The following is a 23,886-nucleotide window of genomic DNA, read 5'->3' on the forward strand; positions in this document are numbered from 1 at the left end:
TCGGCGGGCACGCCCGGGAATGGGAGCCTGCAGCGGGCGGTCAGGCTCCGAGCACGGCGCGGAATTCCTCCCGCCGCCGGGCCTGCTCGTCGGGGTCCGGGACCGGCAGGGACGCGATCAGCTTCTTCGTGTAGCCGTGCTGCGGGTTGCCCATCACCTGGTTCCCCAGGCCCTGTTCGACCATCTTGCCCTTGTACAGGACCCCGACCCAATGCGAAAGAATGTCCACCACGGCGAGGTCGTGGCTGATGAACAGGCAGGCGAATCCGAACTCGGCCTGGATCTCCTTGAAGAGTTCCAGCACCTTCGCCTGCACCGAGACGTCCAGCGCCGACGTCGGCTCGTCCGCGATCAGGAGCTTCGGGTTCAGGATCAGCGCCCGCGCCAGGGAGGCGCGCTGCCGCTGGCCGCCGGAGAGCTCGTGCGGGTACCGGTCCGCATACGATGCCGGCAGCTGCACGGATTCGAGCAGCTCCCGGGTCCGCTGCCGGGCCTGTGCCGGCGTCGGTTTGGTGTGGATGATCAGCGGCTCCGCGATGCACTCACCGATGGTCAGCTGCGGGTTGAACGAGGCCGCCGGGTCCTGGAAGACGAAGCCAATCTGCTTGCGCAGCGGCTTGAAGGTGCGTTCCTTGAGGTTGAGCATCTCGTAGTCCAGCACCGACAGGCTCCCGCCGGTGGTCTTGTTCAGGCCCGCGATGGCGCGGCCAATCGTGGTCTTGCCGGACCCTGACTCGCCGACGAGGCCGAACACTTCGCCCTCGGACAGGGTGAAGTCCACGCCGTCGACGGCCTTGAAGGCAGGACTGCCGAGGCGGCCCGGGTATTCGATGGTCAGGCTCTTGGCCTCGACCAGGACCCTGCCGCCCTGGTGGGCGCGTTCGGTCATGCCCGCGGAGGCGGAGTTCCGGCCCAAATGCGGGACGGCCGCCAGGAGCTTCTTCGTGTAGTCCTGCTTCGGTTCCGCGAAGAGCACCCGCGAGCTGGCCTCCTCGACGACGTCGCCCTGGTACATCACGACGACGCGGTCGGCGAGGTCGGCGACCACGCCCATGTTGTGGGTGATCAGCACGATCGAGGTGCCGTACTGGTCCCGGAGGTCGCGCAGCAGTTCCAGGATCTCCGCCTGCACCGTGACGTCCAGGGCGGTGGTCGGTTCGTCCGCGACGATCAGCCCAGGGTTGAGCGCCAGGGCGGCGGCGATCACGACGCGCTGCTTCTGGCCGCCGGAGAACTGGTGCGGGTAGTAGTTGACCCGGGTTTCCGGGTCCGGGATGCCCACCTTGCGCAGCGCGTCGATGGCCCGGTTTTTGGCCTCCTTGGCGCTGATCCGTCCTGCTTGACCGCGGCCAGCGTGGGCCCGGATGCCCTCGGCGATCTGCCAGCCGACGGTGAACACCGGGTTGAGCGCAGTGGAAGGTTCCTGGAAAACCATGGCCACGTCACGGCCCCGGATCTCCCGGAGTTTCCCCGCGCTGACGCTGATCACGTTGTTGCCGTTGATCAGCACCGCGCCCGAGCTGATCGCGGTTTCCGGCAGCAGGCCCAGGATGGTTTTGGCCGTGACGGTCTTACCGGAACCGGATTCGCCGACGATGGCGACCACCTCGCCCGGGTTGACCTCGAGGCTGACGTCCTTGACGGCGTAGACGTCGCCGGCGTCCGTGGCGAAAGTGACCTTCAGGTGGTCGATGTCCAGCACCGGACCGGCGCCGGATCCGTGCAGGTCTGATATTGAGCCGATATTGGTGGTCATGAGCTGCTCGCTTCTGCAGAGGTAGCCGGGGGCGCGGACACCGGTCCGGCGCCGCGTCCGGCGTTGCCGGGGGCCGCCTTCTTGCGGCCGCGAAGGCGGGGGTCGTTGAGGTCGTTGATGCTTTCCCCGACCAGGGTCAGCCCCACGACGGTAAGGACGATGGCCAGGCCCGGGAAGACGCCGGTCCACCAGATCCCGGAGGTGGTGTCCGCGAGGGCTTTGTTCAGGTCGAAGCCCCATTCCGCGGCCGAGGTGGGTTCGATGCCAAAGCCGAGGAAGCCCAGGCCTGCCAGGGTGAGGATGGCCTCGGAGGCGTTCAGCGTGAAGATCAGCGGCAGCGTGCGCGTGGCGTTCTTGAAGATGTGCCGGCTCATGATCCGCACGTTGGACGCGCCCACCACCTTCGCTGATTCAACGAACGGTTCGGCCTTGAGCCGGATGGTTTCGGCGCGGATGACACGGAAGTACTGCGGGATAAACACCACCGTGATGGAGATGGCTGCGGCGAAGATGCCGCCCCAGAGGCTCGAGCGGCCGCCGCTGATCACGATCGCCATGACGATTGCCACCAGCAGCGAAGGGAAGGCATACACGGCGTCGGCTACGACCACGAGGATCCGGTCCAGCCAGCCGCCGATGTAGCCGCTGAGCAGTCCCAGGATCACGCCGATGAAGATGGACATGATCACGGCAACGACGATGACCAGCACAGCGGTTTGTGCGCCCCACACCACTCGGGAAAACACGTCGTAGCCGCCGACGGTGGTACCGAGGAGGTGTCGCCCGCCCGGTGCCTGCTGCGCCGGGAAGTTCCCCTCGGCGTCGGAGATCTGGGCGAAGCCGAAGGGGGCGATCAGCGGGGCGAAGATCGCGGTCAGCAGGAACAGCGCGGTCAGCACCAGGCCGGCGACGAGCATGCCCCGCTGCAGGCCGACGCTCTTGTTGAAATGCGAGACGACGGGCAACCGCCGGAACCAGGGCTGCCGGCGGTTTTCCGCGGCGATGGTGGGTTCGATGCTCATGTCAGTACCTCACGCGGGGGTCGATCAGCGCGGCGACGATGTCCACGATGAAGTTGGTCACGGCCACGATCACGGCGAGCAGCACGACGATGCCCTGCACGGCCACGAAGTCGCGGGCGGTCAGGTAGGTCGCAAGCTGGAAGCCGAGGCCTTTCCATTCAAAGGTGGTCTCGGTCAGCACCGCGCCGCCGAGCATGACGGCGATCTGCAGCCCCATCACGGTGATGATGGGGATCAGTGCCGGCTTGTAGGCGTGCTTGGTGACCAGGCGGAATTCGCTGACGCCGCGCGAACGGCCGGCTTCGACGTAGTCCTTGCCGAGGGTTCCGATCACGTTGGTGCGGACCAGGCGCAGGAAGATGCCGGCGGTCAGCAAACCCAGGGCCAGGGCCGGAAGCACGGCGTGGGCTGCGACGTCGCCCAGGGCGGCCAGGTTGCCGCTGCGCAGGGCATCAAGCCAGTAAATGCCGGTCGGTGCCTGCAGCGCGGTGAGCGACAGTTCGGTGGAGGTCTTCGCGCGCCCGGCCACCGGAAGCCAGCCGAGCCAGACCGAGAAGGTCAGCTTGAGCAGCAGGCCGGCGAAGAACACCGGGGTGGCGTAGCAGAGGATGGCGAACAGCCGGAGGACGGCGTCGGGTGCCTTGTCGCGGTGCTGCGCGGCAACCATTCCCAAGGGGATGCCGACGAGCAGGGCAACGATCAGCGCGTTGATGGACAGTTCCAGCGTGGCCGAACCGTAGGTGGTCAGCATCTCGGAGACCTGGCGGTTGTCCGAAAGCGTGGTGCCAAAGTTTCCGCTGATCAGCTGTCCGAGGTACTCGAAATACTGGACGAAGATGGGCCGGTCATAGCCGGCCCCGTGGATGCGCTCCGCCAGTTGCTCCGGCGGAAGCCGGCCGCCCAAGGCAGCCGTGATCGGATCGCCGGTAATCCGCATCAGGAAGAACACGAGCGTGACCAAAATCAGGATGGTCGGAAAGATCAGCAGGAACCTGATCAGGATGTACTGGCCCAGTCCCCCGCCGGACGACTTCTTCTTTGCCGGCAATAGGCCGTCGGCATCGCTGGGCGGCGCCTCTATAAGTGTTGTCATTGGTACCTAAATGTGTGGTTCCGTCGGCTTCGTGGGCTTCCGGAATCGGGTGTCCTGCTGCCGGCAAGAAAGGCGGGACGCCGCGCGGGCGCCCCGCCTCCTTGGCTGGTCAGGACCGGATGGGGAAAGGACCTACTTGGAAATCACGCCAAGACGGGTCTTGAAGGACGCGTCGAGGGTCTTGTCCACGCCCTGGACGTCCTTGCCGGCGACCATCAGCTGGGCACCCTGCAGGAGCGGCAGCGTGGAGAGGTCCTTCGCGACGGCCTTCTGGGCGTCGCCGAGCACCTTTTCGCGTTCGGACTTGTCGACGGTGGTGAGCTGCTTCTTAATCAGGTCCGTCACCGTGGGGTTCTCGTAGTGGTTCTTGAGGAAGTTGCCCGGGATGAAGAACGGGGTCAGGTAGTTGTCGGCGTCCGAGTAGTCCGGGAACCAGCCGAGCTGGTAGACCGGGTACACGTCCTTGGTGCGGTCCTTGGAGTAGGTGACCCACTCGGTGGACTGCAGGTCGACCTTGAACAGGCCGGATTTCTCCAGCTGTTCCTTGATCATGGCGTACTCGTCACCGGAGCTCTTGCCGTAGTGGTCCGGGTTGTACTGCAGCTTCAGGGTGACCGGAGCGGTGACGCCGGCGTCGCTGAAGGCCTTCTTGGCCTTATCGAGGCTGGGCTTGCCGTTGCCGTCGCCGTACATGTCCTTGAGCGGCTTGATGGCGCCGACGAAGCCGTCCGGAACGACGGAGTAGGCCGGCAGGTAGGTGCCCTTGTAGACCTGGCTGGCGATGGCGTCGCGGTCGACGACGTTGGCCATCGCCTGGCGCACGGCGAGCGCCTTGGCGGGGTCGGCGTCGGGGGCCTTGGCGCCGAACGGCATGGTGTCGAAGTTGAACACGATGTAGCGCAGCTCACCGCCGGGCCCCTTGTGCACCTTGACCTTCGAGTCCTTCTCCAGGTCCGCGGCGTCGGTCGCGGTCAGGCTGCGGCCGGCGACGTCGATGTTGCCCTGCTGGACGTCGAGCTTCAGGTTGTTGGAGTCCGCGTAGTACTTGATCGTGGCGCCGGCATTCGCCGGTTTGCCGAGCAGGCCCTGATAGTCAGGGTTGGCTTTGAGGCTGACAAGTTCGTTTTTCTTGTAGCTCTCGATCGTGTACGGGCCGGCGAAGGGCTTGCCCTTGACGATGTCGTCGTCGCTCATCAGCTTGTCGGCCGGGAACACCTCTTCGTCGACGATCGGTCCGGCGTTCGCGGCGAGGACGCCCGGGAAGACCTGGTCGTTGCCTTCCTTGAGCTTAAAGACCACGGTGGTGTCGTCTTTGACTTCCACCGAGGCGAGGTTCCCGAGCAGGGACGCCGGACCGTTGTCGTCGTTGATCTTGAGCACACGGTCGATCGAGAACTTCACGTCGGAGGACGTCAGGGCGTGGCCGTTGGCGAACTTGAGGCCGGACTTGAGTTTGACGGTGTAGTCCGTCGGGGCGGTGAAGGATGCGGACTCAGCGATGTCCGGGCTGGAATCAGCCGTTCCGGGCTTGGAGTTCAACAGGAACGGGTAGATCTGGTTCATCACCATGAAGGAGCCGGCGTCGTACGACCCTGCCGGGTCCAGGGTGACCACCTTGTCAGTGGTGCCGTAGGTAATGGTGCCTCCGCCCGCGGCGCTGCCGGAGGCGGTCCCGCCGCCGGAAGGGCCGGTGCAGGCCGTCAATGCAAAGGCGGAAACCCCGGCGAGCGCGATAGCGCTCTGCAGGGCCTTTTTGTTCATTGCCATCTGTGAACTTTCTGTTCGATGAGTACCGGTGCGCGGCCGGGACTAGCTTGACTCGCTAGGCAGCACGCCGTCATGATTCCTAGATTCAACCAGAAGACCACTCGGCAAATCGTCATCTCCTGTGAGTTGAGACACAAAATTTACACGATACGGCGCAACTCATCGCTTTCTTCAGCGTTTCGCCTGTTTTCCGGCAAGGAGATCCTCCGGGCGGGGCCGGGGCCGGGGTGGCGCCGGCTGGCGGGGCACGCGGGCGGCGGGGGCTGGCGGGGCATGCGGGTGCCGGGGCGGCTGGCGGGGCATGCGGGGCCCCGGGCCTGGCTGGGGAACGGTGAGCGGACATGTGCACCGACGCGGTGAACGGACATGTGCACCGCCGCGTTCGGTGACAGGGCATGCCCTCCCCGTGTTCCCAAGAATGGGCATAACCCCGCTATGCGCATCGGAGCCGGCCAAAAATGGGCATGCCCCCCGGACCGCCATACTGCCGGGCGGACTCGCGCACCGCCGCGTTCGGTGAAAGAGCATGCCCTCCCCGTGAACCCAAGAATGGTCATAACCCCGCTATGCGCATCGGAGCCGGCCAAAAATGGGCATGTCCCCCGGACCGCCATACTGCCGGGCGGACTCGCGCACCGCCGCGTTCGGTGAAAGAGCATGCCCTCCCCGTGAACCCAAGAATGGTCATAACCCCGCTATGCGCATCGGAGCCGGCCAAAAATGGGCATGTCCCCCGGACCGCCATGCTGCCGGGTGGACTCGCGCACCGGCACGGTCCGTGAAAGAGCATGCCCTCCCCGTGAACCCAAGAATGGTCATAACCCCGCTACGTGCATCGGGACCCGCGAAAAATGGGCATGTCCCCCGGACCGCCATGCTGCCGGGTGGACTTGCGCACCGGCCCGGGTTGGTGACTGGGCATGCCCTCCCCGGGCTCCAAAGAATGGGCATAACCCCGCTATGCGCATCGAGACCCGCGAAGAATGGGCATAACCCCGCTATGCGCATGTGCACCGGAAGCCGGGAAAAATGGGCATGTCCCCCGGACGGCGGTTCCTGCGAGGAGCTGCACCGCGGGACCTTGCCCGGCCGGTAGTGCCCGCAGACGGCGGTTAGAGGGCTTCGCGCTGCAGGGAGCGGGCAGCGTCGATCGTGGCCTGGCCGAGGACGCGGCTGCCCTGGTAGAGCACGACGGTCTGGCCCGGGGCCACGCCGCGCAGCGGCTCCGCCAGGGTGACGACGAGGCCGCTGCCTTCCATCCGGGCGGACGCGGGCACCGGGTCACCGTGGGCACGGACCTGGGCGTAGCAGCCAAAGTCCTCGCCGGTCGCGACCTCGGCGATCGGCAGGCCGGCCCAGGAGATCTTGATGCCCCGGATTTCGTCGATGGCCAGCAGGGCTTCGGGGCCCACCACCACCTTGTTTTCCTTCGGCCGGATTTCCAGCACAAACCGGGGTTTGCCGTCGGCGGCGGGGGTGCCAAGCTTCAGGCCGCGGCGCTGGCCTACGGTGAAGGCGTTGGCACCGGGGTGCTCCCCGACCTTGGCGCCGGTTTCGTCGACGATGTCGCCGCCGGTCATCTCAATCTTTTCGGCCAGCCAGCCGGCGGTGTCGCCGTCGGGAATGAAGCAGATGTCGTGGCTGTCCGGCTTGTTGGCCACCGAGAGCCCGCGGCGTTCCGCCTCGGCCCGGACCTCCGCCTTGGACGGGGTCTCGGCCAGCGGAAACATCGAGTGCCGGAGCTGTTCATGGGTGAGCACGCCGAGCACGTAGCTCTGGTCCTTGGCCCAGTCCGCGGCGCGGTGCAGTTCCGGGTTGCCCTCGGCGTCGGTGATGACCTTGGCGTAATGCCCGGTGCAGACGGCGTCGAAGCCGAGCGCGACTGCCTTCTCCAACAGCGCGGCAAACTTGATCCGCTCGTTGCAGCGCATGCAGGGGTTCGGCGTCCGGCCGGCAGCGTATTCATCGATGAAATCCTGGACGACGTCTTCCTTGAAGCGCTCGGAGAAATCCCAGACGTAGTAAGGGATTCCGAGTACGTCGCAGGCCCGCCACGCGTCGCGGGAGTCCTCGATGGTGCAGCAGCCGCGGCTGCCGGTGCGCAGCGTGCCGGGCATGCGCGAGAGCGCAAGGTGGACGCCGACGACGTCGTGGCCCGCTTCGACGGCACGGGCTGCGGCAACGGCGGAATCGACGCCGCCGCTCATGGCTGCAAGAACTCGCATACTGGCTTTCTCTAGGGTTGGGGGAAGTCGGGTCGGATAACACGACGCCGCCGGATCATCTTACCGCCACGCCGATTCCGGTCCCAAAAGTCCCGACCGGAGGGGCGACAGAGGCTGGGGCGGCTGCCGGTTTAGTGCCCCTGCCGGGCCGCGGACTCACGGCGCGATACCGTCCCGGCCGTCTGGATACTGGACTCGTGGCTGGCCATGCCGGCCTGGCGGGCACGGGCGTAGGCCGCCGGGAGCGCCGCCAGCAGGGCGTCGACGTCGGCGTCGGTGGATGCGTGGCCCAGGGTGAAACGCTGGGCGCCGCGGGCGCTCTCCTCGTCGAGTCCCATCGCGAGCAGCACATGCGACGGCCGCGGAACGCCGGCGGTGCAGGCGGAACCGGTGGACGATTCAACCCCTGCCAGGTCCAGCAGGAACAGCAGCGAGTCGCCCTCGCAGCCGGGGAAGGTGAAGTGCGCGTTGCCGGGCAGCCGGCGCGCACCGGACGCCCCGCGCAAGACGGCGTCGGGCACGGCGGCGCGCACCCCGTCGATCAGCCGGTCCCGCAACCCCGCAATCCGCCCGGCCTCGCCGCCGAGGTTGCCGGCAGCTGCCTGCGCGGCCGCCGCAAAGGCGGCGATCGAGGCGGTGTCAAGGGTGCCGGAGCGCACATCGCGTTCCTGTCCGCCGCCGTGCTGGACCGGTGTCAGCGTGACGGCGCGCCCCAGCAGCAGGGCACCGACGCCCACGGGGCCGCCGATCTTGTGCCCGGAGATGGACATGGCCGCCAGTCCCGAGGCGCGGAAGTCCACCGGCACGGAGCCGAAGGCCTGCACCGCATCGGAGTGCACGGGCACCCCCGCGGCCTGGGCCATCCGCACGATCTCCGCGACGGGCTGGATGCTGCCGACCTCGTTGTTGGCCCACATGACGGTGGCGAGGGCGATCGAGGACGGGTCCTCGGCCAGTTCTGCCTGCAGGACCGAGAGGTCCAGGACCCCCTCCCGATCGACCGGCAGCCAGCGCACCTCGGCGCCTTCGTGCCGTTCAAGCCATTCCACGGTGTCCAGCACCGCGTGGTGTTCGACGGTGGAACACAGGATCCGGGTCCGCCGGGGGTCCGCCGCGCGGCGGGCCCAGTAGAGGCCCTTGACGGCAAGGTTGTCCGCCTCGGTGCCGCCGGAGGTGAAGATCACCTCCGAGGGGTGCGCGCCGGCTGCTGCCGCCAACTCTTCGCGGGCGTCCTCAACGGCCCGGCGGGCGCGGCGGCCGGAGCCGTGCAGCGACGACGGGTTGCCGGTCCGCGACAGCTCGCGCGTCAGGGCGGCGAGCGCCTCGGCAGCGAGCGGAGTGGTGGCGGCGTGATCAAGGTAGGCGGGCACAGTCCAATTCTACAAGCGGCCGCCGGGACCGGTCCTGCGGCGTGCCTCCGCGCGCCGGTCGAGCGGGAAGCGGCCGGGAGTGACGGGGAGCGGCGGGGAGCGGCGCCGGGCGGTCAGCCGGGCTTAGACCGGCCTGATCCGGGCACAGCACCGGCCCCCGGCGGCGTCCCCGGCGGTGAACCCCTCCACGTCCAGGGCTTCCACGCGGGCCGGATCCAGGCCGCAGCCGGCCGCCGCACCGGCCAGGAAGGCGCCGTTCATGGCGCACACGACGCCGGCGTGGCCCTGTGCCACCCGGTGGAACGGGCAGTTGTGCAGCAACAGGCCGCCGTCGCCGTCCGCTGCCGGCCGGTATCCCTCCGCAGCGAGCAAGTCGGCGAAGTCGCTCCCGTCAGCCCCGGCGCCCGCCGCCAGACCGCGGTCGTGCGCGGCCCGCAGCAGGGCGTCCCGGGCCGATCCGCCATCGGCTGCGGACTGTTCGATGGCCGAGACGAGCAGCTCCGCCGCGAGATCGTAGTTCCGTTCGGGCACGGAAGCGGAGACCTCGCGGACGGTGGCACGGTACAGCTTGGCCGGCCGGCCGGAGCCGGGCCCCTCCCTGCCGCCGAGCTTCTGGAATTCGACCTCCAGCAGGCCGTCGCGGGCAAGGCGATCCAACTGAAAGGACGCCGTGCTGCGGGCCAGGCCGAGGGCGCGCGCCGCACCGTCGCGGCTCACCGGCCGCTCGGACGCGGCCACATGATCGAACAGGCGGCGCCGGGTCGCGTCGCCCAGCGAGGCAAGCGCCGCGATCCGGCGGCTCCATGGCAGGCGGTTCATATTCCCAGCCTAACTCTAAAAACAAGATCCATTGCTTAACCCTGGACTCCATTCCAATATCAACTTATCCATTTCTAGAAGGAGGCAACGATGAAAACTTCAACAGCCCCTGCGGCTCCGGCCCCGGTCCTCGCGGCCGGTCCGCACCAGGCCTTCCTGTTGCTGCGTACGGTCTTCACGGTCGCGCCGATCATTTTCGGCCTGGACAAGTTCACGAACCTGCTGACCCACTGGACGATGTATCTCGCCCCGGCAGCCACCTCCGTGGTGCCGGTGCAACCACAGACCTTCATGTACATCGTCGGGGTGGTGGAAATCATCGCCGGCCTTGCGGTGGCAGTCCGGCCGCGTTTCGGCTCCTTGCTGGTTGCCGTCTGGCTGCTCGGCATCATCGTCAATCTGCTGGTCCTCGGCGGCTTCTTCGACGTCGCACTGCGCGATTTCGGGCTGCTGGTGGGGGCGCTTGCGTTGAACCGGCTCTCTCCCGCCCGGGTCCGTTAGCGTCGTCCTGACCGGTCGGGGCAGTCGCCCGGTCCTGACCGGTCCGGGCAGTGTCCCGGTCCTGGCCGGTCAGGAGGACGGCGGCAGCAGCGCCAGCCGGGCCGACACGTCGGCCCGGGCAGCGGCGAGGGCGGCGCGGTCGGGGCACGAGACGGAGACGAAGACCGACGACCCGGTCTTGGCGAAGAGCCGCGCGTAGCTGGCCGTGGCCCGGCTCCCCGGCTTGTCGCCGCCGAACACGAGCACTTCGGCGCGGGGGCCCGGCTTCCCTGGCTCGCCGCCCCAGGGCAGCGTGTCGACCTTGAGATAGCCCGGCAGGATACTGGGGTCCAGGTAGTGGAACAGCGCCTCGGTGGAGGCCCGGTCATCGCCCGGCACCGCGAGCGGCCACTGATTGACGCGGACCCGGGCCGCAACCAGGCAGCCGTCCGGCTTCCGGTATTCGCTGGCGCCGGCCACGCCCTTCTTCCCGGCCGCCCAGCCGGGGGCCTGTCCCAGCCCGTCCGAGAGCAGCACGGGCGCGCCGGGTGCGAGGGCGTCCCCCGCGCCGAACGGAAGGTCCCGTGCGGCGACCGCGTCGGCGTCGTGCCCCGGCGTGACGGAGGGGGTGGCGGCGCTGGCAGGGCTGCTCGCCGGCGCCGGCGCTGCGGTGGGATCGGGAACGCCGATGCTGCAGCCGGCCAGCAGCGGCAGCAGCGCCAGCAGCACAGCCCGCCGCCGCGGCAGCGCCGGGCCGCGTTCCGTTGCCGCCATCATGCGAGGACCCGGAGTGCCGCGGGTACGACGTCGATGCTCACCGGCAGCGGCCCGATGCGCTCGCCGTCGGCGTACGCGACCACGTCGGCCGCCTCGAGCCGCACCTGGCGTACCCGCCGGATGTCCACCGCGGGATGGCCCACATGCCGGCCGGAATAAACCAGTGGAAACACGGTAAGGAATCGTGCGCGCGAGAGCGGCCGGACGATGAACAGTTGCAGGTACCCGTCGTCAAGCACCGCCTCCGGCACCACCTTCATGCCGCCGCCAATCGACTGTCCGTTTGCCACCGAAATCAGCATCGCGCCCTGCTGCCAGCGTTCGCCGTCGGCGGTCACGGTGTAGTCAATAGCGCGGAAGGCTGCCAGTTCACGGAGCATGGCAAGGTGGTACCGCGCCATGCCGCGGGGCCGCCGCCAGGTGTTGGCCCGCTCGTTGACCGCGGCGTCGAAGCCTGCCGACAGCACGCCGGCAAACCAGCGCGTGGTGTCCCCGGCCCGCACCCGGCCGGCGTCGATCAGCCGGCCCCCCGATGACAGCGACTGGAGCACCCGGGCGCTGGCCGCGGCAATATCGTGCCGGGGCAGGCCCAGGGCGCGCGCCATGTCGTTCCCCGTGCCGCTGGGGATGATGCCCAGCGGGGTCTCCCCGAAAGGGCGCCCGGACCCGGCGAGCGCGTTGACGCCGAGGTGCACCATGCCGTCCCCGCCCACCACGACGAGGGCGTCCACACCGTCGGCGAGCGACTTTTCCACGCCCCGGGCGAGCAGCCCGTAGCTGTCCTCGCAGAGAAGCCGGACGCCGACGCCGGCCGCCCGGAGGTAGTCGGCCGCCTGCTGGCCGGCGCTCTGCCCGCGGCCGAAGGATGCGCGGGGGTTGACGGCCAGGGCGATCTTCATGGGCTGAATTATGCCAGCCGGCGGGAACCATCCCGGGTCACACGCTCGTTGTCCGGGCAGTGGGCGGACTGGACGGTTAAACTGGCCGGGCCGGAACTTCCGGCCCGGCCGGGCTTCATTGACGCAAAGGAATCTTGCTTGACGCAGGGCAACAGTTCGCACTACCAGATCTTGAGAATCCCGGTGACGGCGACGGACAAGGAGATCAAGGTGGCCTATCGCAAGGCCGCCCGCACCGCGCACCCGGACCAGGGTGGCGACGCCGCCACCTTCCGCCGGGTGACGCTGGCGTACGAGACCCTCATCGATGCGAAGAGCCGGGCCGCCTATGACCGGTCCTACGGCAGCGGCACCGCCTTCTCCAGCCGCACGGCGCCGGCCGCGGAGGAGGCACATTTCGACGCACCGGCTGCGGGCAGCAGGGCCTCAGCCCATGTCCGCCGCCCCAACGCGCCGCGGAGCACCGCTGCGGACCCGCCGGTCTACGTTCCCTCGTTCGAAAGGCTCGCGGCCGCCGGGGAGGTGCCGCTGATCCCTGAGTCGCTGGCGCGGCAGCAGGTGCACGGTATGCCCCGGCGGCGCGGAATTTTTGGGGCGGAGGCCCGCATCCAGCGCGAGATGCGCACCGTGCAGCTGATCAGCCGGCAGATCCTGCCGGCCATTCCCGCCGCCCGGCTGGTCAACGGTCTGCAGTCCCCGGCGGATAACAGCCACATCGACCACGCGCTGCTGGCGGGCTACCGGCTGGCCATCATCGGGTCGATGCTTCTGCCGCCGGGCGCCTACGCCTGGAATGGCGGCACCCTCAACCACGGTGGACGGTCCGTGGCGCCGCCCCAGCTGGCCCACGTGGTGCGGCGCATGCAGGACATTTTTCCGGAACTTAACGTCACCGGCTGGACCGTCGTGCACAGCACCGACGGCAACCTGCACGAACCGGTGATCGACCGGCACGGGCGCTCCCGTGACCGCGGCGAAGCCATCGACATGATGCAGGTGGCGAACGCCGCCGGCCTGGCCCGCGGGCTGAAACAGTTCCTCGGCTCAGGACCGGCGCCCAACACCGTCAATGTCCCGGTCCTGGCCCGGCTGCTCCGCGGCATGCACTAGGCCGGCGGCCCCGCGAATGCTGGCCGGTTGGGCTGGCTAGGATGGGATGGTGTTCCGCATCCTCTTTGACAGTCCGGAAATCCCCGGCAATACCGGCAATGCCATCCGCCTCGCCGCCATCACTGGCGCCGAACTGCATCTGGTGGAACCGCTGGGTTTTGATTTTTCCGATGCCAAGCTCCGCCGCGCCGGGCTGGACTACCACGACCTCGCCGTCGTCACCGTGCACCCGGACCTCGGCGCCGCGTGGGCCGCGCTCGAGCCGGAGCGGGTCTTCGCCTTTACGTCCGACGGCGACACGCCCTACACGGAGGTCAGCTACCGCCCGGGGGACGTGCTGATGTTCGGGCGGGAATCGGTGGGACTGTCCGAAGCGGCCAAGCACGACCCGCACGTCACCGCGCGGGTGCGGCTGCCCATGCTGCCGGCGCTGCGTTCCCTGAATCTGGCCAATGCGGCCTCAATTGCCGTGTACGAAGCCTGGCGCCAGAACGGGTTCGCCGGCGCGAAGCTTTAGCCGCGCCCGGGCAGTCCGGACGGGTCCGCCGACCCATCCGCCGCCCGCGCCGCTCCGAAGCCTTGGTAAGCGGGTATTCATGGCTGGTGTCGAGGGGACCGAGGAGCGGCAGGTGGGAACAATGCAGGTGGAGCGGCTTCCGGACCCGCGTGCGGCGCTTGGCCGCGGCCAAGACAGGACGGATCCGGGCTCGCAAACCACGGCCGGCACCCTATGCTTGAGGGTAATGGAAACCCCGAATGCCCCGAACCCCGAGGCCGCCGCCCCCGCCAGCGCCGCAGCCGACGTAAACCGCCGGCTGGGAGCGTTGCTGGGGCAGATCGCGGACGGTGACCAGGCCGCCTTCGCCGAGTTCTACCAACTCACCTCACGCCGCGTGTTCGGGATGGCGCGGCGGGTCCTGGTCGATGCGGAACTCAGCGAGGACGCCACCCAGGAGGTCTTCCTCCAGGTCTGGCAGAACGCCGCCAGGTTCGACGCCGACGCCGGCAGCCCGCTTGCGTGGCTGATGACCATCGCACACCGCCGCGCGGTGGACAAGGTACGGTCCGCACAATCGTCCACCGACCGCGAGGCGAGGTACGGTGCGAGCAGCCAGGAAATCGCGCATGACTCCGTCTCGGATGAGGTCGGCAGCCGGCTGGAGGCCGAGGCCGTGGTCCGGTGCCTGGAAACCCTGACGGCCACGCAACAGGAATCCGTCCGGCTCGCCTATTACGGCGGGCTCACCTACCGGGAAGTCGCGGAAAGACTCAATGCCGCCGTTCCCACCATCAAGTCCCGCATCCGCGACGGACTGATCCGACTGAAGACCTGCCTGGGGGTGAGTTGAGATGAACAACCAGTTGCCGCAGAACAATGGCCGGGCGTCCGGTGCTTTCGCCGCCGGTATTGCCGGTGACCTCAGCTCCGGGCGGGCCGTCGACCTGGCCGAACTCTATGCCCTGCATGCACTCGAGGACGCCGAGCGTGCCGCCGTGGACCGCTACATCGCGGGCGCAGCGCCCGCGGAGCGTGCCGAGTTCGAGGAACGCGTGCGCCAGGCTCGCGAGACCCTGACGCTCAGCTTCAAGGTCGAGGAGGAGCCGCCGGCCGGTCTGTTTGACCGGATCGTCGCCGCGTTGCCGGCGGACGGCGCTGCGCCGGACCGCCCCGGGGTGCAGGCGCCGGGCGTTGTCCCGGACCGCCATGGCGCCGCCGTCGACGACGAACTCGGCGCCGCGCGCCGCCGCCGGGAGGCACGCCGCGGCCCGGGGAGCACGCGCAGCTGGCTGATCGGCGTCGCTGCCGCGGCGGTGATTGCCCTGGGCGGCGTCGGGGTGGGCGCCTATGTCGCCAACCAGAACGACCCGCTGAACCAGGTATTGCAGGCCGGCGACGTGCGCAAGGCCACCGTCGACGTCAACGGTGGCGGCACCGCCTCACTGACCGTCTCGTCCTCGAAGGACGCCGTGGTGGTGAAGATGAACGGCGTCCCCGCGCCGCCGGCCGGCAAGGTCTACCAGATGTGGCTCATTCCCAAGGACGGTTCGGCGCCCGTCTCGAAGGGCCTGATGGATGCCGCGGCACTGTCCAAACCCGCCGTCGTGACGGGGATCAAGGCCGCTTCCTCGCTCGGCATCACGGTGGAGCCGGCCGGCGGATCCGCGGCCCCCACCACGCCCACTGTCGCAGCCGCCCCGCTCGGCGCCTAGCGCTACCGGGCGGGGCGCTCGGGGGTGGCGGCCGGTGCGGTCCGGCCGGCAGGGCCGCCGGCGTCGAGCCGGAGCCGGTCGATAATTTCCTGGACCTCGTCGGCGGGGGCTGCACCGACGGACACAGAGATGTAGTTTTCCCCGTCGGTAGGGGCTTCGAGGGCTTCGAACTGGGACTCCAGCAGGGCGGCCGGCATGAAGTGGCCATGACGGGAGGCCAGCCGGTCCGAGATCCGGTCCTTGCTGCCCTCGAGGAAGACGAACACGACACCCTCGCCGCGGAGCACGTCGCGGTACCGTTTCTTCAGCGCCGAGCAGGTCACAACGCCGGGGCTTCCGGCCTCGGTATGCGCCCGGATCCAGCCGGCGATGCTGTCCAGCCAGGGCCAGCGGTCCTCGTCCGTCAGCGGCTGCCCGGCCTGCATCTTGGCGACGTTGGCCGCGGGATGCAGGTCGTCGCCTTCGGCAAGGTCCCAGCCAAGCCGGCTGGCCAGCAGGCCGGCCACGGTGGATTTGCCGGACCCGGAGACGCCCATAACGACCAGGACAGGGTGCTGCGCAGTCTTCGCCATTAAAGCCTGCCTTCCATCAATAAATATGATTTAAACATTGCCAGCTTAGGGCAGGGGCCCCGCGCCGGGCAACATTAAAAACCGGCGATGGTCCTCGGGCCGTTCACGGACACCACGTGGAACGCCTCGGCGCTGCGCCCGGGCCCGAAGCCGCGGCGCTGGCCGGTGTCGAGCATGAGGGCGCGCACAGTGCGCTCCATCGCCGCCACGTCGGGGTGCTGGCTGGCATGGATGTGGATGGCGGCCAGCTTCTGCTCGACGTGCCCAGTCACATCGACCCAATGGTTTTCGCGCTCCTCCGGACCGGCGAAAAGCCACAGCCACGGCAGCTTGTAGGCCTCGAGTCCTGCGGCGGCAAGTTCGGGGTAGGCAAAGGGGTTCTCCAGCGCCGGATAGACCGCCCTGGTCACCGCTTCCCCCACGGCCAGATGGTCAGGGTGGCTCTTCTGGATCCGGTTCCAGTTGCGCTCCGGATGCATCGCCAGCACGACGTCGGGCCTGATCTGCCGGGTCAGCCGCACCACCTCGCGGATGACCTCGTGCGAGGGTTCGAGGTAACCGTCACGCTGGTGCAGGTAGTGGATATCGCTCACGCCCACGATTTCGGCTGCCCGCTGCTGTTCCCCAGTCCGGAGCCGGACAATTTCGTCGCGCTGCTGAGGGTCGAAGCCGCCGGCATCTCCGTCCGTCATGATGCAGTAGCTGACCTGGACCCCGGCTGCGGTCCAGGCGGCAATGGTGCCGGCCGCACCGAAGTCGATGTCGTCCGGGTGGGCAGTGAAACAAAGCACCCGCTCAATCCGGTGGTCCGGATCGAACGGGCTCTGTGTATGGGCGTTCAATCGTCAGCCTTTTCGCTTCTTGATTTCCTCGGTGGCCTGCGGCAGTACTTGGAAGAGGTCCCCGATGATGCCGAAGTCGGCAATCTCGAAGACCGGGGATTCGGCATCTTTGTTGACCGCCACGATCACCTTGGCGGTCTGCATGCCGGCCTTCTGCTGGACCGCCCCGGAGATTCCTGCCGAAATGTAGAGCTGGGGCGAGACCGTCTTGCCGGTCTGGCCGATCTGCGCGTCGTGCCCGATCCAGCCGGCGTCGGTCGCGGCACGGGAAGCCCCGACGGCGCCACCGAGCGCGTCGGCCAGGTCCTCAAGGGGCCCGAAGTTGCCGTCCACACCGCGGCCGCCGGCCACGACGACCCGGGCTTCGGAAAGGTCCGGGCGGCTGCTGGCTGTCTTTTCGGTGCGGGCTGTGATCCGGGCCGCACCGGCGGTGGCACCGGCCGGCAGCTGGACCGGGACGGGCTGCGGGGCGGCGGCCGCGGCGTCGGCCGGTTCGGGCGTGACACTGTTGGCCTTAACGGTCAGCACTGCCACCGGGGTCACGGCCTTCGCGGTGGTGGTGTAGGAGCCGGCCAGCACGGACTTGTGCGCTGTGCCGTCCGGGTCCACGCCGATGACGTCGGTGATCACCCCGGCGCCCAGTTTGATGCCCAGCCGCGCGGCGATCTCCCTGCCTTCGGTCGAGTTGTCGGCCAGCACCACGGCGGCCCCGGAAACCTCCGCGGCGGCAGCGAGGAACGCCGCCTTGGGTCCCACCAGGTAGTCGTCGAGGCCCTCGGCTGCCGGCACATAGAGCTCGGCGGCGCCGTAGGCTGCCAGGACGCCGGTGAGTCCGTCGTCGGGCCGGCCGTTCAGGGCCACGGCAGGCTCACCGAGGGAGCGGGCAATGGTGAGCAGCTCCAGGCTGGACTTTTTCAGCGTGGGCGCCGGGGCGTCAATGAATACGAGTACTTTTGCCATGTCCGGTTGTCCCCTCAGAGCAGCTTCTGGGCGGCGAGGAACTCGACCAGCTTGATGCCGGCGTCGCCGTCGTCGGTGATGATGGTGCCGGCTGTCCGCGGCGGCCGGGCTTCTGCGGTCGCGACGGCGGTCCAGGAGCCGGCCAGCCCCACCTGCGCCGGGTCGACGCCGAGGTCCGCCAGGCTCAGTGAGGTGATGGTCTTCTTCTTCGCCGCCATGATGCCCTTGAAGTTCGGGTAGCGGGGATCGTTGATCTGGTCCGTGACCGAGACAAGAGCCGGCAGTGCGGCCTCGACGGTGTCGGTGTGCGTGTCCCCGTCGCGCTGGGCCGTGAGCTTGCGCCCGTCGACGTCAAGCGAGGACGCAAACGTGATCTGGGGCAGGCCGAGCCGCTCGGCCAGCTGCGCAGGAACCAGGGAAGTCTCGCCGTCGGTGGACGCCATGCCGGTGAGGATCAGATCCACGGGAGCCTCGGCGCCCAGGTGCCGGATGGCGGCGGCCAGCGCGAGCGAGGTGGCCGCGGCGTCCGAACCTGCGAGGGCCTCGTCGCTGAGGTGGACGCCTTCCGTCGCGCCGATCTGCAGCGATTTCTTCACCGCATTGACGGCGCCTGCCGGTCCCATGCTCAAGGCGATGACGCGGTTCCCGGCGGCTTCCCCGCCGCGCGCCTCGATCAGCTGCAGCGCCGCCTCGAGGGCGTATTCGTCCAGCTCCGAGAGGATGCTTTCGGACCGGTCCGTGGTCTTGTCCGCGCTGTCCAGATGGCGGTCAAACTGCGCATCCGGGACGTGCTTGACCAGCACAATGATCTTGAGAGTCTCTTCCACTGTGGTACAGCAGCCTTCCATGCGGGTGGCGATCAGCCGGTGGGGTCATGGCCAGGGAACGCCCGGCGTGCCGTGGTGCTCCTAGCTAACCATATAGCGCGGCGGGGGAACGGTGCCGAAGCGGCCGGGACAGACGAAGGCCGGCCGGCACCGCACGGGTGCCGGCCGGCCCGGGTGTGGCTGCGCCGCCGCAGCCGGCGCGGTGCCGTCCTGGCTACTGCTCCGCAGCCGCTCCGAGGGTCACGTCAAGTTGCTTCTCCTGGCCGCCGCGCAGGACTGTCACCTTCACGTTCGCGCCGGCAGGCTGTTCACGCACCGCCGCGGTGAGCTGGTTCGGGTCGCTGATGGTGAGGCCCTGGAATTTGGTGACCACGTCGCCGACCTTGATCCCGGCCTTGTCCGCGGCCGAGCCCGGCTCCACGGTGGCTACGTCGGCCCCCACCGAGAAGCCCGACGACGAGGTGCCCGCCTTGGCCTTGACGCTGACGCCGAACTGGCCATGGGAGGCCTTGCCGTTGCTGATGATTTCCTGCGCAACCCGCTTGGCGTTGTTGATCGGGATGCTGAAGCCGACACCGATGTTGCCGCTGCTGCTGCCGGCGCTGGAGTCGCCGCCGGCGGAGGCGATGGCGACGTTGACGCCGATCACTTCGCCCTTGCTGTTGACCAGCGCGCCGCCGGAGTTACCCGGGTTGATGGCCGCGTCGGTCTGGATGACGTTGATCGAGATACTGCCTTGGTTTGCGGTGCTCGGCGCCTGCCCGCCGCCCGGAGGCGCAAACTGGAAGCCCTGGTCACCGCCCTGCGACTTGTCCGATCCGTCCTTGGGCGCGGCCGACGAGGCGACGCTGATGGTGCGGTTGAGCGTGGAGACGATGCCGTCGGTGACCGTGCCGGTCAGGCCCAGCGGGGAACCGATCGCGATGGCGGTGTCGCCGACGTTGAGCTTGTCCGAGTCGCCCAGGGTGGCGGCGACCAGGCCCGACGGGTTGCTGACCTTGATCACTGCCAGGTCGGAGAGCGGGTCGGTGCCGACGACGGTGGCGGCGAAGACCTTGCCGTCACTCGTGCGCACTTCGAGGGCGGCCTTGGCCGTCTTGCCGTCGAGGGTGACGACGTGCGTATTGGTCAGGATGTGCCCGTCGCCGTCGAGGATGATGCCGGATCCGGTCCCGCCCTCGCTACCGCTGGTGGCCTTGATGGTCACCACGCTGGGCGAAGCCTTGACGGCTGCGGCAGTGATTGCGTTGACGGCGTCCTGGTTGTTCACGATCACGGTGCCGGGCTGGCCGGTGCTGCCGGTCGAAGCCAGCGGCCGGTTGCCGATCAGTGCGTTGCCGCCGGCGACCACGCCCCCGCCGATCAGGCCCGCCGCCAGGATACTGGCGACAAGGGTCGGGACACCGAAGGCTGCTTTGCGCCTTGGTGCGTTGCCCGGGTGGTTATAGGGGCTGTTGTGGGCCGGCGGCTGGTTGCCGTACCCGCCGGCATACGGGCCGTTGTGAGGGCCGGCAGCCTGCCCCTGGGAGTAGTAGCCGGGCTGGCTGTTGCCCTGCCCGGCGGACGGAGCACCGAACTGCTGGGTCTCCGGGGCCGCATGCTGGCCGTAGGCCGGCTGGTGCTGCGGGTACACCGGCCTGGGCGCACCCTCCCTGGGCGCACCTTCGGCGGCCCGGTCCAGCCGCATGGTGGGATTCTCCGGGGCAGAGTCCTCCACAGCAGGCTGCGCCGCCCCGGCCACCTGGCCCGGTCGCGGCGGTTCACGGTCGCTCGTTGATGGATCCGGTGACGCGCCCTGCGCTGGGTTCTCGCTCATGGGACTTCCTTTCATCCTCGTCTGCAGTTAACTATGGTGTCTGAGGCTGGTACAAGAGCGAACATTCGCTGGGAGGTTCCTGAACGCGGAGGCGCCGAGGAAAAGCGCCGCCGAACGGCGGGTGAACGGCCGCAGCACCCGCTTCAGCGCGTTTCGCTGGTGGCATATTCCCGGCGTTGGACGGCCCCGGGGGTGCACCATAGAATCTAATGGAATTGCCACAGCGACCTGCGGCTTTACACCTGCGTGGGGGCGCTGCTGCGTTCTGAGACGACCGGCTCGGCCCGATCCGGTCACAGAAGTGCTGAAGGGTTGCAGATGCGGTCAATGATGAAACGATTCCTCGCCGTGCTGGGTGTCGCCGGGCTGCTGGCACTCCCCGCCGCGCCTGCCCTCGCCGAAGATCCGGTCACCTTGGATCCGGCCAGCAAGATTGTCGATTCCGCCGGCGTCCTGGGCGGCAAGAAGCCGGATGTTGAGGCGGCCATCAAGAAACTCGGCGCCGACCACCAGATGAACCTCTACGTGGTCTACGTTAAGACGTTCCAGAACCCGACGGACAGCGGACAGTGGGCCCAGGCGGTCGCCGAGAAGGCCAACCTGGGACCCAACTCGCTGGTACTCGCCGTCGCGACCCAGGCCCGAAAGTACCAGCTGAGCAAGCCGGTCAACAGCAAGATCACGAACACCCAGCGCGAGAACATCATCAAGAATGCCGTCGATCCGCAGCTGCGTAACGGCGACTACGCGCAAGCCGCCATTGACACCGCAGCGGCCATCGGCGACGCCGCCGGCGGCGGCAGCGGTTCGGTGCCGTCCGGCGCGGGAGGCGGCGTCCTGGTCGGCGTCGGCGTCGTTGCCGCCGGCGGCGTCGGAACCTATCTGTACCTCCGGAACAAGCGGAAGAAGGGCGCGGCCGGAGGCAGTGCCTACGGCCCGCAGGGCGCGGAGCTGGACCCGCTGGCCGGGTTGAGTGTCGAGGAGCTGCGCCGCAAGAGCGGTTCCCTGCTGATTGAAGCGGACGATGCGATCAAGTCCAGCGAGCAGGAGCTTGGCTTCGCCCAGGCGCAGTACGGTGACGCCGCCGTCGGAAACTTCACCAAAGCCCTCCAGGACGCCAAAGCCCACATGAGTGAGTCCTTCAAGCTGCAGCAGCAGCTGGATGACCACATCCCTGACACCGAGGAACAGCAGCGCACCTGGTACGGCGAAATCATCCGGCGCTCCGAGGCCGCCCTGGCCTCGCTGAAGGAGCAGAAGGCCGACTTCGATTCATTGCGTGAGCTCGAGAAGAACGCACCGGAGGCACTGGCGGCCGTCGGTTCCGGTGCCACGGACGCCGAAGCCAGGATCGCCGCCGCCGAGCAGTCCCTGGCCGAGCTGCGGGACAAGTATGCGGAGAGTGCACTGCGGCAGGTCGCCGACAACATCGGCCAGGCCAAGGAGCGGCTGGCCTTCGTTAACAACGCGTCCGCCACTGCGCGGGAAAAGCTCGACGCCGGTGAAGGCAGCCTCGCGGCGGTCGCCGTCCGCGCCGCGGAGGAAAGCCTGCATCAGACCAACGTCCTGCTCGGAGCCATCACCAAGGTCGCCGGCAGCCTGGACGAGGCCCGCAGTGGCCTGGAGTCCGCCGTCGTGGACACGTCCCAGGACCTGGCCCAGGCCCGCGCGATGATCCAGTCCGGAAGCCATCCGGAGCTCGCCGGCCCGGTCGCCGGAGTGGAGGCCGCGCTGGCGCAGGTCAAGGCCGAAATCCAGGGCGGCAAGATCGATCCCATTGCCACCTTGGCCCGGGTGGAAAGCGCCCACCAGTCCCTTGACGCTGCCCTGACCGGGATCCGCGACCAGCAGGAGCAGGCCCGCCGGGCCCAGGCCTCGCTGCAGCAGACCATCATGGCCGCCCAGGCGCAGATCAGCGCCACGTCCGACTACATCACTGCGCGCCGCGGCGGGGTGGGGACCGAAGCCCGGACCCGGCTCGCCGAAGCGCAGCGCAACCTTGACTACGCTTTGTCCATTTCCCGAACGGACCCCGTGACCGCCCTGCAGTACGCCCAGCAGGCGCACGCACTCGCCGCCCAGGCCGCCCAGCAGGCGCAGGCGGACGTGGACCAGTTCGGCGGCTTCGCCAACCAGGGCTACGGCCGCGGAGGCATGTTCGGCGGCGGCGGGGGCGGCGGCCTTGGCGGCGCGATCCTCGGCGGCATCCTGATCAACTCCATCCTGCACGGCGGGGGCGGCGGAGGAGGCGGCTGGGGCGGCGGAGGCGGCTGGGGCGGCGGCGATTCCGGTGGAGGCTGGGGCGGCGGCGGTGACTCCGGCGGAGGCTGGGGCGGCGATTTCGGCGGCGGAGGTGACTTCTAGCCCGCGGGTTCACAGGCTAGGTGCCGGCGGGCTCGGCCCGGCCGGCAGGTAGCAGCGGTACATTCACAGTTCATCGAATTCGGTGGCGACCACCGGATAGGACGAAAGGCAACACCATGGTTAAGCAGTCCATTTTCGGCCGCATGGCCCAACTGGCGAAGGCGAACATCAATTCCTTGCTGGATCAGGCCGAGGACCCGCAGAAGATGCTGGATCAGATGGTCCGTGATTACACGAACAACATCGCCGAGGCGGAGTCCGCAGTTGCCCAGACCATCGGCAACCTGCGCATGCTCCAGGATGACTACAACGAGGATCTCAAGAACGCCCGCGACTGGGGCAACAAGGCCCTCGCCGCTTCCCGCAAGGCCGACGAGTACCGGGCCCAGGGCAGCAGCGCAGACGCCGAGAAGTTCGACAACCTCGCCAAGGTGGCCCTGCAGCGCCAGATTTCCTCAGAGAACGAGGCAAAATCGGCCGAACCGAACATCGCTTCGCAGAGCGACGTGGTGGACAAGCTCAAGCAGGGCCTGAACCAGATGAAGGTGAAGCTCAACGAACTGACCAGCAAGCGCAATGAGCTGGTGGCGCGCTCCAAGACGGCTGCCGCCCAGACGCAGGTCCACGACGCCCTGAAGAGCATCGACATCATGGACCCGACCTCCGAGGTTGGCCGCTTCGAAGAGAAGATCCGCCGTGAGGAGGCCAAGGTACGGGGCCAGCAGGAGCTCGCCGCGTCAAGCCTGGACGCCCAGTTCAACTCGCTGGAAGACCTCGGCGAGCAGACCGAGATCGAGGCGCGCCTGGCCGCGCTGAAGTCAGGGGGCAGCACCCCTGCCCTTGGCGCCGGCAACGGCTCCGCCGCAGACAGCACGGTCAACGAGGCCGACTTCGATAAGTTGTAGTCTCCCGGCCGGCCGTCCAGGACGCCCGGCCTTCGCCCCCGTCCGGCCTTTCGTCCGGCGGCGGCAGTAAC

21 protein-coding genes are annotated in these 23,886 nt (G+C 68.5%); 7 read left to right on the forward strand and 14 right to left on the reverse strand.

Going from position 1 to position 23,886, the window contains the following annotated elements; all coding sequences use genetic code 11:
• Window positions 1–40: 40 nt before the first annotated feature.
• From AC3ANP_RS00055 to AC3ANP_RS00085, 7 genes are all read right to left on the reverse strand, one after another.
• On the reverse strand, window positions 41–1,756 hold the full coding sequence (locus AC3ANP_RS00055; RefSeq protein ID WP_488331364.1) for an ABC transporter ATP-binding protein: 1,716 nt from the start codon (window positions 1,754–1,756) through the stop codon (window positions 41–43).
• Window positions 1,753–2,778 (reverse strand): ABC transporter permease, encoded by a 1,026-nt coding sequence (locus tag AC3ANP_RS00060; RefSeq protein WP_488331365.1) that lies wholly within the window; start codon window positions 2,776–2,778, stop codon window positions 1,753–1,755. The genes AC3ANP_RS00055 and AC3ANP_RS00060 overlap by 4 nt, the downstream gene beginning before the upstream one ends.
• Window position 2,779: 1 nt before the next feature.
• Complete coding sequence (locus AC3ANP_RS00065; RefSeq protein WP_488331366.1) at window positions 2,780–3,871, reverse strand: ABC transporter permease; 1,092 nt, start codon at window positions 3,869–3,871, stop codon at window positions 2,780–2,782.
• A 132-nt stretch (window positions 3,872–4,003) separates the two neighbouring features.
• Complete coding sequence (locus AC3ANP_RS00070; RefSeq protein ID WP_488331367.1) at window positions 4,004–5,638, reverse strand: ABC transporter substrate-binding protein; 1,635 nt, start codon at window positions 5,636–5,638, stop codon at window positions 4,004–4,006.
• A gap of 1,112 nt (window positions 5,639–6,750) precedes the next feature.
• Complete coding sequence (gene mnmA / locus AC3ANP_RS00075; RefSeq protein ID WP_488331368.1) at window positions 6,751–7,863, reverse strand: tRNA 2-thiouridine(34) synthase MnmA; 1,113 nt, start codon at window positions 7,861–7,863, stop codon at window positions 6,751–6,753.
• A gap of 131 nt (window positions 7,864–7,994) precedes the next feature.
• Window positions 7,995–9,233: a cysteine desulfurase family protein gene (locus AC3ANP_RS00080; RefSeq protein WP_488331369.1), complete on the reverse strand. Its 1,239-nt coding sequence runs from the start codon at window positions 9,231–9,233 to the stop codon at window positions 7,995–7,997.
• Between the two features lie 123 nt (window positions 9,234–9,356).
• On the reverse strand, window positions 9,357–10,052 hold the full coding sequence (locus AC3ANP_RS00085; RefSeq protein WP_488331370.1) for a helix-turn-helix transcriptional regulator: 696 nt from the start codon (window positions 10,050–10,052) through the stop codon (window positions 9,357–9,359).
• A gap of 90 nt (window positions 10,053–10,142) precedes the next feature.
• On the opposite strand from AC3ANP_RS00085, the gene AC3ANP_RS00090 reads away from it, so the two are divergent.
• Window positions 10,143–10,553, forward strand: a complete 411-nt coding sequence (locus tag AC3ANP_RS00090; protein WP_488331371.1) for a hypothetical protein — start codon at window positions 10,143–10,145, stop codon at window positions 10,551–10,553.
• A gap of 69 nt (window positions 10,554–10,622) precedes the next feature.
• Here AC3ANP_RS00090 and AC3ANP_RS00095 read toward each other — a convergent pair whose 3' ends face one another.
• On the reverse strand, window positions 10,623–11,309 hold the full coding sequence (locus AC3ANP_RS00095) for a hypothetical protein (RefSeq protein ID WP_488331372.1): 687 nt from the start codon (window positions 11,307–11,309) through the stop codon (window positions 10,623–10,625).
• A complete protein-coding gene (locus AC3ANP_RS00100; protein ID WP_488331373.1) occupies window positions 11,306–12,208 on the reverse strand; it encodes a diacylglycerol/lipid kinase family protein in 903 nt (300 codons plus the stop codon). Before AC3ANP_RS00100 ends, AC3ANP_RS00095 begins: the two co-directional genes overlap by 4 nt.
• Window positions 12,209–12,346: 138 nt before the next feature.
• On the opposite strand from AC3ANP_RS00100, the gene AC3ANP_RS00105 reads away from it, so the two are divergent.
• From AC3ANP_RS00105 to AC3ANP_RS00120, 4 genes are all read left to right on the forward strand, one after another.
• A complete protein-coding gene (locus tag AC3ANP_RS00105; protein WP_488331374.1) occupies window positions 12,347–13,318 on the forward strand; it encodes a J domain-containing protein in 972 nt (323 codons plus the stop codon).
• Window positions 13,319–13,367: 49 nt separating this feature from the next.
• Entirely contained in the window at window positions 13,368–13,835 is a 468-nt protein-coding gene (locus AC3ANP_RS00110; protein ID WP_488333103.1) for a tRNA (cytidine(34)-2'-O)-methyltransferase, read from the forward strand.
• Window positions 13,836–14,061: 226 nt separating this feature from the next.
• Entirely contained in the window at window positions 14,062–14,667 is a 606-nt protein-coding gene (gene sigK, locus AC3ANP_RS00115; RefSeq protein ID WP_488331375.1) for an ECF RNA polymerase sigma factor SigK, read from the forward strand.
• Window position 14,668: 1 nt separating this feature from the next.
• Window positions 14,669–15,529 carry an anti-sigma factor gene (locus AC3ANP_RS00120; protein ID WP_488331376.1) on the forward strand — a complete coding sequence of 287 codons (861 nt, stop codon included), beginning with the start codon at window positions 14,669–14,671 and terminating at the stop codon, window positions 15,527–15,529.
• Between the two features lie 2 nt (window positions 15,530–15,531).
• Here the strand turns inward: AC3ANP_RS00120 and AC3ANP_RS00125 are convergent, their stop codons facing one another.
• The 5 genes from AC3ANP_RS00125 to AC3ANP_RS00145 form a co-directional block, all read right to left on the reverse strand.
• Window positions 15,532–16,101, reverse strand: coding sequence for a gluconokinase (locus AC3ANP_RS00125; protein WP_488331377.1), 570 nt, complete (start codon window positions 16,099–16,101; stop codon window positions 15,532–15,534).
• A gap of 74 nt (window positions 16,102–16,175) precedes the next feature.
• The gene (locus tag AC3ANP_RS00130; RefSeq protein WP_488331378.1) at window positions 16,176–16,943 is read right to left on the reverse strand and encodes a PIG-L deacetylase family protein; all 768 of its coding nucleotides are present in this window, start codon (window positions 16,941–16,943) and stop codon (window positions 16,176–16,178) included.
• Window positions 16,944–16,946: 3 nt separating this feature from the next.
• Window positions 16,947–17,903 (reverse strand): electron transfer flavoprotein subunit alpha/FixB family protein, encoded by a 957-nt coding sequence (locus AC3ANP_RS00135; protein WP_488331379.1) that lies wholly within the window; start codon window positions 17,901–17,903, stop codon window positions 16,947–16,949.
• A gap of 14 nt (window positions 17,904–17,917) precedes the next feature.
• Window positions 17,918–18,730 (reverse strand): electron transfer flavoprotein subunit beta/FixA family protein, encoded by an 813-nt coding sequence (locus tag AC3ANP_RS00140; RefSeq protein ID WP_488331380.1) that lies wholly within the window; start codon window positions 18,728–18,730, stop codon window positions 17,918–17,920.
• A 214-nt stretch (window positions 18,731–18,944) separates the two neighbouring features.
• On the reverse strand, window positions 18,945–20,546 hold the full coding sequence (locus AC3ANP_RS00145) for a S1C family serine protease (RefSeq protein ID WP_488331381.1): 1,602 nt from the start codon (window positions 20,544–20,546) through the stop codon (window positions 18,945–18,947).
• Between the two features lie 318 nt (window positions 20,547–20,864).
• On the opposite strand from AC3ANP_RS00145, the gene AC3ANP_RS00150 reads away from it, so the two are divergent.
• Together AC3ANP_RS00150 and AC3ANP_RS00155 are read left to right on the forward strand one after the other, a co-directional pair.
• Complete coding sequence (locus AC3ANP_RS00150; RefSeq protein ID WP_488331382.1) at window positions 20,865–22,910, forward strand: TPM domain-containing protein; 2,046 nt, start codon at window positions 20,865–20,867, stop codon at window positions 22,908–22,910.
• A gap of 116 nt (window positions 22,911–23,026) precedes the next feature.
• On the forward strand, window positions 23,027–23,815 hold the full coding sequence (locus AC3ANP_RS00155) for a PspA/IM30 family protein (protein WP_488331383.1): 789 nt from the start codon (window positions 23,027–23,029) through the stop codon (window positions 23,813–23,815).
• Window positions 23,816–23,886: the final 71 nt, after the last annotated feature.

The organism is Arthrobacter sp. JB02-1C, from assembly GCF_057748045.1.

Excerpts from the sequence above, each read along its gene's own strand:
- AC3ANP_RS00155 (WP_488331383.1), top strand. The coding sequence starts at position 23,027 with ATGGTTAAGCAGTCCATTTTCGGCCGCATGGCCCAACTGGCGAAGGCG.
- AC3ANP_RS00060 (WP_488331365.1), bottom strand. The coding sequence starts at position 2,778 with ATGAGCATCGAACCCACCATCGCCGCGGAAAACCGCCGGCAGCCCTGG.
- AC3ANP_RS00070 (WP_488331367.1), bottom strand. The coding sequence starts at position 5,638 with ATGGCAATGAACAAAAAGGCCCTGCAGAGCGCTATCGCGCTCGCCGGG.
- AC3ANP_RS00095 (WP_488331372.1), bottom strand. The coding sequence starts at position 11,309 with ATGATGGCGGCAACGGAACGCGGCCCGGCGCTGCCGCGGCGGCGGGCT.
- AC3ANP_RS00055 (WP_488331364.1), bottom strand. The coding sequence starts at position 1,756 with ATGACCACCAATATCGGCTCAATATCAGACCTGCACGGATCCGGCGCC.
- AC3ANP_RS00135 (WP_488331379.1), bottom strand. The coding sequence starts at position 17,903 with ATGGCAAAAGTACTCGTATTCATTGACGCCCCGGCGCCCACGCTGAAA.
- AC3ANP_RS00090 (WP_488331371.1), top strand. The coding sequence starts at position 10,143 with ATGAAAACTTCAACAGCCCCTGCGGCTCCGGCCCCGGTCCTCGCGGCC.
- mnmA (WP_488331368.1), bottom strand. The coding sequence starts at position 7,863 with ATGCGAGTTCTTGCAGCCATGAGCGGCGGCGTCGATTCCGCCGTTGCC.
- AC3ANP_RS00145 (WP_488331381.1), bottom strand. The coding sequence starts at position 20,546 with ATGAGCGAGAACCCAGCGCAGGGCGCGTCACCGGATCCATCAACGAGC.
- AC3ANP_RS00120 (WP_488331376.1), top strand. The coding sequence starts at position 14,669 with ATGAACAACCAGTTGCCGCAGAACAATGGCCGGGCGTCCGGTGCTTTC.
- sigK (WP_488331375.1), top strand. The coding sequence starts at position 14,062 with ATGGAAACCCCGAATGCCCCGAACCCCGAGGCCGCCGCCCCCGCCAGC.
- AC3ANP_RS00125 (WP_488331377.1), bottom strand. The coding sequence starts at position 16,101 with ATGGCGAAGACTGCGCAGCACCCTGTCCTGGTCGTTATGGGCGTCTCC.
- AC3ANP_RS00150 (WP_488331382.1), top strand. The coding sequence starts at position 20,865 with ATGCGGTCAATGATGAAACGATTCCTCGCCGTGCTGGGTGTCGCCGGG.
- AC3ANP_RS00065 (WP_488331366.1), bottom strand. The coding sequence starts at position 3,871 with ATGACAACACTTATAGAGGCGCCGCCCAGCGATGCCGACGGCCTATTG.
- AC3ANP_RS00100 (WP_488331373.1), bottom strand. The coding sequence starts at position 12,208 with ATGAAGATCGCCCTGGCCGTCAACCCCCGCGCATCCTTCGGCCGCGGG.
- AC3ANP_RS00085 (WP_488331370.1), bottom strand. The coding sequence starts at position 10,052 with ATGAACCGCCTGCCATGGAGCCGCCGGATCGCGGCGCTTGCCTCGCTG.